Source organism: Bacillus sp. DX4.1 (assembly GCF_030348195.1).
GTDB lineage: Bacteria > Bacillota > Bacilli > Bacillales > Bacillaceae_G > Bacillus_A.
In genome coordinates this window covers 3,502,535-3,514,726 of record NZ_JAUCFT010000008.1, presented here as the reverse complement: position 1 = coordinate 3,514,726, position 12,192 = coordinate 3,502,535, and the positions used below count along the sequence as shown (strand labels likewise).

Below are 12,192 nucleotides of genomic sequence, written 5' to 3'. Positions count from 1 at the left end.
GCTTCGAATTACTCGGCTCTCTTTATCCTCCTTTTTGAACACGTACTATAAGGATTGTTTATTTTGTGTAGTAGATGTATCCTTTGTCTCTACTGCGTTTGCTTTGCTTCGCGTACCAAGCATGACTAAATAACATAAGATAGCAAAGAGGCAAGAGATAAAGAGTGAGTGTAGAAGTGACATTAGCAAGCTTGCATTTGTATATACAACTAAAACACCAACAATTGCTTGAAGAGATACGAGAATGAATGATGTAATCCAGCCCCAATAGACAACTCTTTGTTGTTTATAATGACGAATTGCAATCACTGTAGCGTACAAAATCCAAGCGAAAATTAACATAGCAGCAACACGGTGTCCCATTTGAATCCATTCGTGAAACTGGGTAGGCCATGGTGTATTCTTGCTGCATAGAGGGAAATTGGGACATGCTAAGCTTGCACGTTCATGACGCACTAGCGCTCCTGTATAGACGACAATATAACTGTAAATTGTTACACCATAAATATGAAACTTCATTTTTTTGTCCATAATAAGAGAACGAGCATCAAACTTCTTGTCGATTTCGAAAATAAGAAACGTTAGTAAAATTACGGAAGCGAATGAAATTAAAGAAATACCAAAATGAATAGCTAATACGGCAGGTATTTGTCCCCAAACAACTGCAGCTGCCCCCATCAATGCTTGCGCAACTAAGAATACGAAAGACAGAATAGCGAGCGTTTTTGTTTCTTGTACATGTTTATAATATTTCCAGGATAAGATACAAAGAAGTGTAACGAGAATTCCCGCAGATCCTGATGTTAAACGGTGACTTAGTTCGATAATTGTTTCCATTGATAAATTAGAAGGAAGGAATTCACCATGACAAAGTGGCCAAGATTTACCACATCCTTGCCCGGAACCTGTTTTTGTAACCAATGCTCCACCCATTAAAACGAATAATAAGTCGAGACTTGTTATGACTGCTAACAATTTAATAAAACGTTGCAATCTGTTTCACCATCTTTCTGTTATGAAGTTATTGTGAAATACTTTAATTCCATCAATGTTTTTGGAATTAAATGCGCTACAGTCCTATGATATATAAAAAATAATAAAATAGCAAAGGTATGAGAAAGAGATATAAAGTGCTTTCAAAAAATAAAAATTGGAATAAAAATCACTAATTTTAGGGAGAAATGTCTCTATTATGAAAAGAAATGGGGGGAGAATGCATGCCAAATATGACAAAATAGTTTATTATAGAAGAGAATCTCGTGTTATGATATGGAGTAATAGGTAAAACTTTTTGTGGTTCGACACAAAAAGTTCATGTTTTCTTCACAAAATGTTCGGGAAATATGTTTTAATATACTCGAGTATTAGCGTAGATTAGTAGTAGAATGAGAAAACAACATTTCTACTGTAATAATATTGCTATATAGAAGCGTGCTACTTCCATGAAGTAAAGACGTAAAAAGAAGGATGAAAGTTTTATGAGGGGGTTGAAATGATGAACCATGCAACAAGTGAATTGCATGATGAGTCAGCTGTAACGAAGGTACCGGAAACAACTCGTGTACAAGATTTATTAGCGCTCGTTAAGATTGGAATTGTAAAATCAAATACGCTTACTGTATTTACAGGGGTATGGTTGGCTTTACATTTTAATGGATTAAATTTTTTGAACCAATTAGATAAAATGTTTTTTGTAATCGCAGGTTCTGCACTAATTATGGCAGGAGCATGCTGCTTAAATAACTATATTGATCGAGATATTGATCACTTAATGGAACGGACAAAAAACCGTCCGACAGTAACTGGAAAATATAAACCTGGATTTGTATTCACATTAGGCATTGTATTATTGCTTCTTGGATTGGTATTCTTATTACTGACAACGCCGATGGCAGCATTTATTGGTTTTATTGGTGCTTTCACATATGTTGTTCTATATTCATTATGGACGAAACGAGCATATACACTTAATACAGTAGTAGGTAGTGTATCTGGAGCGGTTCCACCTTTAATTGGCTGGGCGGCAATTGATCCAAGTTTAGATCATCCAATTGCTTGGATGCTATTTTTAATTATGTTCATTTGGCAAATTCCACACTTCCTCGCTCTTGCGATGAAACGTGTTGAAGAATATCGCAATGCAGGCATTCCGATGCTTCCTGTTGTATATGGATTTGATATTACAAAACGTCAAATTATGATTTGGACAGTATGTTTATTACCGCTTCCATTTTATATGAGTGCACTTGGAGTAACATTTATGGTAATTGCAACATTGCTTAACATCGGTTGGATCGTATTAGGCTTCTATGGTTTCCGTAAGAAAGATGACATCAAATGGTCCGTACAAATGTTTGTTTACTCCTTGAATTACTTGGTAATCTTATTTGTGTCAATGATTGTAGTTACATTCTTCTAAGACAACGACATGAGGGGATTTCTTTACGTTGAGATTTACTTTACTTACTATAAAGTACAATCTAATAAACAAAGAAAGTGGGGGTTGTTTGTATGAAGAAACAGTGGCGACTGCTTTCGTTCGTTTCACTGCTAGCTTTACTGTTAGGGGGATGCGGTAAAGCTTTTCAATCTACTTTGATTCCGCAAGGCGAAGTAGCAAAAATGCAATATGATTTATTGCTGTTAGCAAGTGCAATTATGATAGGTGTCGTACTTGTAGTTACAATTATTTTCTTGTATGTAATTGTGCGTTTCCGTCAAAAGAAGGGACAGGAAGATTATATCCCGAAGCAAGTTGAAGGAAATCACAAGCTAGAAATTATATGGACAGTCATTCCGATTTTACTTTTACTCGTATTGGCTGTTCCAACTGTTACATATACATTCAAACTTGCTGATGTAAGTGCGATGGAGAAAAAGAATATTGATAAAGATACAATCGTTGTTGATGTAACAGCGAATCTTTATTGGTGGGAATTTTCTTACAATGGCGAAAAGTTAGTAACTTCGCAAGATTTAGTCATCCCTACAGGTAAAAAGGTGTATCTGAATTTGAAAGGTGCCGACATTAAACATTCATTTTGGGTCCCATCTTTAGCTGGAAAAATGGACACAAATACGGATAATGTCAACAAAATGTGGTTAAAAGCAGATAAATCGGGCACTTATAATGGCTTTTGTACAGAATTTTGTGGACCCTCGCATTCTTTAATGCAATTTAAAGTAATAGCTGTTGATGAAAGCGAGTACAAATCTTGGATTGCTGGTATGAAGAAGCTTGATGGTAAGAAAGAAGTAGCTTCTACACAAGCGCAAGAAGGAAAGGAAATTTTCAATAAAAGCTGTATTGGTTGTCATGCAGTTGGATCAAATGATAGTAGACCACCTTCAGCACGTATCGCGCCAAACTTAGCAAACTTTGCTGATCGTGATATGGTTGCCGGCATTGCCGAAAATAATGAGGAAAACTTGAAAAAATGGTTAAAGGATCCTGAATCTATGAAACCAGGCAATAAAATGACTGGTAAATATGGCAACCTAACGGATGATCAAGTAGAGGCATTAAATGCTTATTTGAAAACGTTAAAAGTTGAGAAGTAAAGAGGGATTATTTGCGAAGGGGAGGTTGAAAACGTGAGTTCTGTAGCAAAAAAACAGGGGATGGGCGCTGTTATATGGGATTATTTAACAACAGTGGACCATAAAAAAATTGCCATTCTCTATTTAATTGCAGGTGGATTGTTTTTTATCATCGGCGGAATAGAAGCACTATTTATCCGTCTTCAATTGGCAATTCCAAACAATGATTTTCTCGTTGGAGATGCGTATAACCAAGTATTAACGATGCACGGTACAACAATGATCTTTCTCGCAGCCATGCCGCTTGTGTTTGCATTTATGAACGCTGCCGTACCGCTTCAAATTGGAGCACGTGATGTTGCGTTTCCATTTCTAAATTCACTTGGATTTTGGTTATTTTTCTTTGGTGGTGTATTTTTAAATTTAAGTTGGTTTTTAGGAGGAGCACCTGATGCGGGGTGGACATCCTATGCATCTTTAGCGCTTGCTTCGAAAGGACATGGTGTTGACTTTTATGTATTAGGACTTCAAATTTCGGGGATTGGAACATTGATAGGAGGAATTAACTTCCTTGCTACCATTATTAATATGCGCGCCCCTGGAATGACATATATGCGCATGCCAATGTTTACATGGACAACATTTGTAACATCTTCACTCATTTTATTTGCCTTTCCGCCATTAACAGTTGGATTGGGATTACTTATGTTAGATCGCTTATTTGGCACAAGTTTCTTCAACCCGGCGTTAGGTGGAAATACGATTATATGGGAGCATTTATTCTGGATCTTCGGTCATCCAGAAGTATACATTCTTATACTCCCAGCTTTCGGAATATTCTCAGAAATCTTTGCCACATTCTCTAAGAAGCGCTTATTTGGATATTCATCTATGGTATTTGCAACAGTGTTAATCGGATTTTTAGGCTTTATGGTTTGGGCGCATCACATGTTCACAGTTGGTCTAGGACCCGTCGCAAATGCCATTTTTTCAGTTGCGACAATGGCGATTGCAGTTCCGACCGGTATTAAAATCTTTAACTGGCTGTTTACAATGTGGGGCGGAAGTATTCGTTTTACAACGCCAATGATATGGGCGGTTGCCTTCATCCCTTCATTCGTTATGGGTGGTGTAACAGGGGTTATGCTTGCATCAGCTCCGGCTGATTATCAGTTCCATGATAACTATTTCGTAGTTGCACATTTCCACTACGTAATTGTTGGTGGGGTTGTATTTGGATTATTAGCAGGTGCACACTATTATTGGCCACTTATGTTTAACAGAGTACTAAATGAAACGCTTGGGAAAATTACGTTTTGGTTGTTCTTTATTGGTTTCCACTTAACGTTCTTTATTCAGCACTTCCTTGGTTTAATAGGTATGCCACGTCGTTATTACACGTATTTAGAGGGGCAAGGGTTGGAACTTGGTAACTTAATTAGTTCGATTGGAGCAGTCTTTATGGGGCTTGGAACGATTGTTCTCTTATACAACGTAGTCAAAACGTCATTATCTAAAGAGAAAGCGGGACGCGATCCATGGGATGCTCGTACGTTAGAATGGACAATGCCGGCACCTACACCAGAGTATAACTTTAAGCAATTACCGTTTGTTCGTGGATTAGATCCATTTTGGATTGAAAAGCGTGAAGGGAATAAGGAAATGACACCAGCAGAACCTGTTAGTGACATTCATATGCCAAATGCTTCATTCTCACCATTTGTCATTTCGCTTGGATTGTTTATTGCAGCATTTGGTGCAATGTATATGCAAGGTGGAAAAGATAAGTTTTGGTTGGTAGTCGCGATTATCGGACTTATCATCACATTTGGTACGATGTTCCTTCGTTCGGTAATTGATGACCATGGTTATCATATTCATAAAGAAGATTTAGATGATAAGGGGGGCAAGGCGTAATGCATGTAGAGGAAAACTTAACAAATGAAACATTTCCAGCAGAGCCTGAAAAAGCAACCCTCGAGGGGAAAAATAAGTTTGTTGGATTTTGGCTGTTTCTGGGAGGCGAAACTGTCTTGTTCGCTTCCTTATTTGGAACATATTTAGCCTTGAAAAATTCTACAAATGGTGGCCCCTCATCGCAAGAAATGTTCCAAATGCCACTTGTGTTTATTATGACAATGCTTTTATTAACAAGTAGTTTAACGAGCGTTTATGCGATGTATCATATGAAAAACTTTAACTTTAAGAAAATGCAGTTTTGGTTAATTGTAACGGTATTGCTTGGTGCGGGATTTCTAGGGTTTGAAATTTATGAGTTCAATCATTATGCGCATGAATTTAAACACACGATGCGAAGCAGTGCATTCGGTTCAGCGTTTTATGCACTTGTTGGGACACATGGATTACACGTATTATTTGGATTATTGTGGATTTTAACGTTAATTTTTCGCAATGCGAAGCGTGGTTTAAATTTATATAATGCTCCAAAGTTTTACGTCGCATCAATTTACTGGCATTTTATCGACGTAGTTTGGGTGTTTATTTTCACTGTAGTATACTTGATGGGAATGGTGGGATAAACAATGGCGACAAAACAAACAAATACAAGTAATCCAAAGGTAGATCTTGTGTATCGCAGAAGAAAAAGTGCAGAGGAAATGAGACATCAAGTTGTCACATTTGGATTAATGATTTTTTTAACGATTGTAGCTTTTGTAGCAGTCGCTTATCCGAAAACATTTAGTCCTCTTTTCTCTGTACCATTTATTTTACTGCTAGCGGTCATTCAAGTTATTTTTCAGTTATATTATTTCATGCATATGAATCATAAGGGGCATGAAGCAGCAACCTTTTTCTTATATTCAGGATTGTTAATAGGGTTGTTAACAATTTTGGCTTTTATGACGATTGTGTGGATTTAAATAGAAAAGGAGGGGAGTTGAAGTTTTCTTCACTCCTTTTTCCTATGAAGGTAAAAAGTTCATACAGAAAAGGAGGGTATGATAGCAATGAGCAACTTATGGATATTTGGTTTTGAAGCGTTATGGAGCCCGATTTTTTTACTGTTTATGGTTGCTATCCTTATCTGTTACTTTCTCATTATTGGGCCGTATAGAGAACGGTTTAATAATGCGGAAAAGGTAAGCAAAAAACAAATCTTTTATTTTACAACTGGAATTGCCCTTTTATATTTTGTAAAGGGAGGACCTATTGATTTACTTGGACATATTATATTTAGTGCGCATATGTTTGAGATGGCTGTGATGTATATTGCGGTGCCACCATTATTATTATTAGGAATACCAGTTTGGTTGTATCAATATATTACATCTTTTCGTACTGTCCAAGTCGTGTTAATCATGTTTACAAAACCGCTTATTGCATTGTTTGTATTTAACGGATTATTTTCTATTTATCATTTGCCAGTTGTTTTCGATGCGGTAAAGCAAAGTCAAGTTGCCCATCCTATTTTTCTTGCTGTATTGTTCTTTACTGCAATGACGATGTGGTGGCCGATGTTAAATCCATTACCAGAGTACCAATCATTAAGTGAGATAAAGAAAATAGGATACATGTTTGCAAATGGCATATTATTAACGCCAGCCTGTGCGCTAATCATTTTTGCTAGTGAATCGTTGTTTGCTACATATACAGATCCGAGCGCGTGGATGAAAGCGATGGAACTATGTGTCCCTGCTGGAACATTGACTGATCTAAATATTACTGGACCAGACTTTTTACATTGGATGTCGATTGTACAAGATCAGCAAACAGGCGGTGTTATTATGAAAATTGTCCAGGAAATAGTGTACGGTACAATTATTGGATATGTATTTTTTAATTGGGTACGAAAAGAGCGTAAAAAAGATGAAGAACAAATACATGCTGTACCTCCTTATTTACAATCAAAATAGCGTGATGATTCGTATAACGTATGTGTAAATACTTCAACGAAAAAGAGAAGTGAAATGACTTGTGACTACCCTGTGAAGAATAAATGAGACTCCTTCAAACAGTGCGTTAGAGTGTTAAAGGGAATTGTGTTTGCGTAATGAATAGGGATTTTAAAATATAGAGTAAGAAAGTGAGGATTCTTATTGTGAATCCTCACTTTCTTTTTATGTAGAAATAGATTTTTTATTGTTCTCTGGAAGGAAATATACCATTTGAATAAATAAAAAATAAAGAAGAGAATTAATGAAGGGGAGAAATGATAGAATTTTCTGCTATTTAATGTTACGATGGACATGTTACTTAATTGGATAAAAATAACATCGTTAAGATAATCTCGTAGAGAGCAGTTGTACTTGATTTATTGACAAAAACAGATAACTGTTTTTTCTGATTTTTATTAGGTTTCTGTAGAGAGGTTTATGAAAAGGTGGATCTCTTTATTAAACATAAACTATTTTAAGGGGGATTTTTTTATGGGTAGTAGCGGAAGTATGGTAAAACCAATAAATGGATTTTTAACAGCTTTAATTCAATATCCGGTACCAGTAGTAGAATCACGAGCAGATATTGATAAACAAATTAAACAAATTATTAAAACTGTTCATTCAACAAAAGCTGGTTATCCTGGATTAGAATTAATTGTATTTCCTGAATATAGCATGCAAGGACTAAATACAAAAAAATGGACAACAGAAGAGTTTTTATGTACTGTTCCAGGAGCAGAAACAGACTTATTTGCCCAAGCGTGTAAAGAAGCGCAAGTCTATGGTGTTTTTTCTATAATGGAGAAAAATCCGGATGGTGGAGATCCGTATAACACTGCTATTATTATTGATCCTCAAGGAGAGATGATTTTAAAATATCGCAAATTAAACCCTTGGGTTCCGGTTGAGCCTTGGAAAGCTGGGAACTTAGGATTACCTGTTTGTGAAGGACCAGGTGGTAGTAAATTAGCTGTTTGTATCTGTCATGATGGCATGTTCCCAGAAGTTGCTCGCGAGGCAGCCTACAAAGGTGCCAATGTTCTAATACGTATTTCTGGATACAGTACGCAGGTGAGTGAACAGTGGATGTTAACGAATCGTTCGAACGCATGGCAAAATTTAATGTATACATTATCAGTGAATTTAGCAGGGTATGACGGTGTATTTTATTATTTCGGTGAAGGACAAGTATGCAATTTTGACGGAACTACTTTAGTGCAAGGTCATCGAAACCCATGGGAAATTGTTACTGCGGAAGTATATCCAGAATTAGCTGATCAAGCTAGAATAAGTTGGGGTCTTGAAAATAATATTTACAATTTAGGTTCTAGAGGATATGTATCTACACCGGGTGGGGTAAAAGAAAATCCATATACATTTGTAAAAGATTTAGCAGAAGGAAATTACAAGGTGCCATGGGAAGATAAAATCAAAATAAAAGATGGGTCGATTTACGGATATCCAGTTAAAAAGACCATTCATTCTTAAGGCATGATACAAACCTTAAACTTATTTTTAGCAGGTTTGTTATATGTCCAAAGTGTAGGCGTATAAATGTAAAGTAGTGTGTCAGGTTAGAGTAAACCAAGAAGGTGTATCAATTTGATACACCTTCTTGGTTTATTCTATAATTGCTAATTCTGTAAGCTCTTTTTCAATATTTTGAAGTAGTTGTTCACTTTTCTGAAGCACATTTGTAGGGAATTTTTCGTTCTCACCATATTCTACGCCGTGTGGATAATAATGTTTTCCTAAAAGTGGCTCAATCAATTTGATTTGTGCATGTCGACCGCCGACATCACCTTCAACAGCAAAACCTCGTACTCGTAAGTAGTATACATCTGTTAGTATTTCAAATTTATAGTCGTATGTAACACGTTCATAATCCCATTGTCCAGCAAGTACGAAATGATGATTTTGCATAACATCGGTTAAAAGTGCAAAATCAATAACTGCCCCTATAAGTTTTGAATTTGTAAACTGCATGAAATCCCTCCTTATTTGTTATATAAAAAATCCCTTGATTTTATAATAGTATGAATAATAAGAAATCGCAATTCATATTGAGGGAAAAGGGAGAATCTCGGCTTTTTTCATAAAAATATGATATAGTGAAAATAGTACGGTACACACAAAATAGAAGAAAAGTGTTTGTGTATATCTCAATTTGATGTTCGACCAGGAGGTATATCGTTTGAAGAAGTTATTGCGTATCGTAATCATTACAATTTTTATTTTAGCGATTGACTTATACGGGAAATTACTCGTTTCGCAATATATATTACAACCATCTCATTCTAAGCAAGAACAGAAGATCGTTAAGAAAAAACAACAAACAAATGAAGAGTTTCCTGAGACAATTTCGCAATTAATAGGTGGGGATTCAGAAAACTTATTAGCGAGATGGGGAGAGCCTGCCCGAATTGAGCCTTCAGCATATGGCTACGAATGGTGGATCTATAATCAGGATCTATCACGATATGTGCAGTTCGGTATTGCTGAACATAAAATTGTAACAGCGTATGCTGCTGGAGATCAAGTTGATATAGCGCCATTTCATATGAATGAAAAATATGAAGAAGTGTACAAAAAAAATTCATTCTCCCATGAAATTTCTCTAAAAAAAGGAAGAAACAGCTACCAATTTGAATTGTCTGATACTGAAATTGTGGAACAACCACTTGTATCTATGGAAAAAGGTGGTTGGGCACAGTTATATTTTGATCATTTCACCCATGAGCTTGTTGGAATTCGTTATATGGATGATGAAATATTAGTTCAGCAAAGGCCATATCAGCTTGTGTATTCTGGAGAATTAAAAAACGCACAGCCGCTGTCAGCAGAGAAAATGACGCAAGTAGAACATGGAAATATGCAACAAATTTTAGATTTGACAAACATTATTCGTAGTCGTCATCAATTGTCATTATTAACATGGGATCAACGAACAGCGGAAGTGGCATTTGGACATAGTAAAGATATGAAAGAGAATAATTATTTTTCGCATGACTCGCCAAAGTTTGGGACATTAGGAGATCGATTACAACGTGGACAGGTAGCATTTCAACTCGCGGGTGAAAATATAGCAGCACAGCATAATGATGGAATTGCTGCGATGCATGGCTGGTTGAATAGTGAAGGACACCGGAAGAATTTGTTAAATGAACAATTTACTGAGTTAGGTGTGGGGGTGTATGATAAATTTTATACCCAAAATTTCATTCGAAAATAAGCAAAGGTGCATGAATCGTCTAAAAATAGGCGAACCATGTGCCTTTTTTTTCTTACAATATAGTAGATACATCTGAAGAGGTGAGGATTATGACAACAACGAAAGGGGCTTTACATCCTTCTGTTCAACAATTTAAAGAGTTTGTAAACCATCACCCTAAAATGGTTCATGATGTTCGAAAGGGTCAAAAAACATGGCAACAATTTTATGAAGAATGGTATTTACTTGGAGAGCAAGATGAAATGTGGAAGGCTTATAAAGCGGATGGAGAAGCGCTTGCTTCACCTGTACAAGAAAAAAGTGATGAAAAAACAGCTGATTTGATGGGACAAATGGTATCTTTTTTCAAAAAGTTAGATGCAGAGCAAATGCAGCAACATTTGGAAAATGTAACGAATGCGATTGGAAGTGTACAGCAAGTCATTCAGCAGTTTCAAGGAAATCGAACACAGACGCAGCAAAGAACTTCTGAAAATAATCCATTTTTCTTTCAAAAAGACTAGGAGGAAAAGAGGATGAGGGCAGAACTTGTTGAATTTCTAAAATCTAATGAAGATTTAGAACGCTATATTCGGGAACAACCATATTGGTATCGGAAATTGTCACGTAATCCAAAGGAAAAGGATGCATTTGAACTAGCTGCATTACAGCATTTTAAAAAGACCATTCCAGATAAAGTAGCGAAATTTCAAAATCAATTAAGTGTCGCGTCTATTATGATTGACATGTTTCAATATATGAAACAGCAAAATACAACGTAATTGGAAGGAAAAAATATGTCCGTCATGCGAAACTTTTGTTACAATAGAAACGGATTATTGAAAAAAGGAGTTACAGCATGACGGAAATTTGTTTAGTACGACATGGACAAACTGATTGGAATTTTCAAGAGATTATTCAAGGGCGTGAAGATATTCCGCTAAATGAAGTAGGGAAAAGACAAGCGAGTCAAAGTGCAGCTGCATTGCAAGCAGAAACATGGGATGTTATCATTAGCAGCCCCTTAATAAGAGCTCATGAAACGGCACAAGCGATTGCGAATGCTGTTGGGATTCATTCTATTCTTCTCGATGAGCGTTTTGTAGAGAGGGATTTTGGAGAAGCTTCTGGAAAACCTGTTCCTACAGTTCGACAACTTATTGCAGATGGAAATGTAGAAGATATGGAAACAGATGAAGAAATCGTAGCTCGTTGTTTTGAGGCTTTGCAAGATGTTGCTCAAAAGCATACGGGTAAGCGGATTATTGTGGTTGCACATTCTCATGCGATTAAAGCAATTTTACATGCGATCTCACCGAATGAGATTACATTTAAAACCCCATTAAAAAATGCATGTATTAGTTATGTAAAAGAGAATGATGGGAAATGGGATGTGCTACAATATAACATTGCAGGACATATTTGTCTGTAATGTATTCGATAAGAGTCCGATTGGTTTAAATTCCATAAGTGGGGACAAAACCTCCACTTATGGAATTTTCATTATATACCACTTTACGGGGGAGTGAACTCTTATGGATA

At 36.3% G+C, this 12,192-nt stretch carries 13 protein-coding genes; 11 read left to right on the top strand and 2 right to left on the bottom strand.

Annotation, left to right across the window (positions count from 1 at the left end; genetic code table 11):
• Positions 1-45: 45 nt before the first annotated feature.
• Positions 46-993: a COX15/CtaA family protein gene (locus QUF99_RS20755; protein ID WP_289372482.1), complete on the bottom strand. Its 948-nt coding sequence runs from the start codon at positions 991-993 to the stop codon at positions 46-48.
• Positions 994-1,495: 502 nt separating this feature from the next.
• Here QUF99_RS20755 and cyoE point away from each other — a divergent pair.
• The 7 genes from cyoE to QUF99_RS20720 all read left to right on the top strand — a co-directional run bounded on the left by cyoE (position 1,496) and on the right by QUF99_RS20720 (position 8,927).
• Positions 1,496-2,419, top strand: a complete 924-nt coding sequence (gene cyoE / locus QUF99_RS20750) for a heme o synthase (RefSeq protein WP_289372481.1) — start codon at positions 1,496-1,498, stop codon at positions 2,417-2,419.
• Between the two features lie 92 nt (positions 2,420-2,511).
• Positions 2,512-3,561: a cytochrome c oxidase subunit II gene (gene coxB, locus QUF99_RS20745; protein ID WP_289372479.1), complete on the top strand. Its 1,050-nt coding sequence runs from the start codon at positions 2,512-2,514 to the stop codon at positions 3,559-3,561.
• A gap of 60 nt (positions 3,562-3,621) precedes the next feature.
• Positions 3,622-5,457 carry a cytochrome c oxidase subunit I gene (ctaD, locus tag QUF99_RS20740; protein WP_289374721.1) on the top strand — a complete coding sequence of 612 codons (1,836 nt, stop codon included), beginning with the start codon at positions 3,622-3,624 and terminating at the stop codon, positions 5,455-5,457.
• A complete protein-coding gene (ctaE, locus tag QUF99_RS20735) occupies positions 5,457-6,080 on the top strand; it encodes a cytochrome c oxidase subunit III (RefSeq protein ID WP_289372477.1) in 624 nt (207 codons plus the stop codon). The genes ctaD and ctaE overlap by 1 nt, the downstream gene beginning before the upstream one ends.
• A gap of 3 nt (positions 6,081-6,083) precedes the next feature.
• Positions 6,084-6,422, top strand: a complete 339-nt coding sequence (ctaF, locus tag QUF99_RS20730) for a cytochrome c oxidase subunit IVB (protein WP_289372476.1) — start codon at positions 6,084-6,086, stop codon at positions 6,420-6,422.
• Positions 6,423-6,509: 87 nt separating this feature from the next.
• Positions 6,510-7,415 (top strand): cytochrome c oxidase assembly factor CtaG, encoded by a 906-nt coding sequence (ctaG, locus tag QUF99_RS20725; RefSeq protein WP_289372474.1) that lies wholly within the window; start codon positions 6,510-6,512, stop codon positions 7,413-7,415.
• Positions 7,416-7,928: 513 nt separating this feature from the next.
• Entirely contained in the window at positions 7,929-8,927 is a 999-nt protein-coding gene (locus tag QUF99_RS20720; RefSeq protein WP_289372473.1) for a formamidase, read from the top strand.
• A gap of 132 nt (positions 8,928-9,059) precedes the next feature.
• Here QUF99_RS20720 and QUF99_RS20715 read toward each other — a convergent pair whose 3' ends face one another.
• A complete protein-coding gene (locus QUF99_RS20715) occupies positions 9,060-9,425 on the bottom strand; it encodes a YugN family protein (RefSeq protein WP_289372472.1) in 366 nt (121 codons plus the stop codon).
• 208 nt (positions 9,426-9,633) lie between these two features.
• Here QUF99_RS20715 and QUF99_RS20710 point away from each other — a divergent pair, with 208 nt between their 5' ends.
• From QUF99_RS20710 to QUF99_RS20695, 4 genes are all read left to right on the top strand, one after another.
• Complete coding sequence (locus QUF99_RS20710) at positions 9,634-10,671, top strand: CAP domain-containing protein (protein WP_289372470.1); 1,038 nt, start codon at positions 9,634-9,636, stop codon at positions 10,669-10,671.
• An 89-nt stretch (positions 10,672-10,760) separates the two neighbouring features.
• Positions 10,761-11,174, top strand: coding sequence for a YlbD family protein (ylbD, locus tag QUF99_RS20705; RefSeq protein ID WP_289372469.1), 414 nt, complete (start codon positions 10,761-10,763; stop codon positions 11,172-11,174).
• 12 nt (positions 11,175-11,186) lie between these two features.
• Positions 11,187-11,432: a YlbE-like family protein gene (locus QUF99_RS20700; RefSeq protein ID WP_289372468.1), complete on the top strand. Its 246-nt coding sequence runs from the start codon at positions 11,187-11,189 to the stop codon at positions 11,430-11,432.
• A 77-nt stretch (positions 11,433-11,509) separates the two neighbouring features.
• Positions 11,510-12,082: a histidine phosphatase family protein gene (locus QUF99_RS20695; RefSeq protein ID WP_289372466.1), complete on the top strand. Its 573-nt coding sequence runs from the start codon at positions 11,510-11,512 to the stop codon at positions 12,080-12,082.
• Positions 12,083-12,192: the final 110 nt, after the last annotated feature.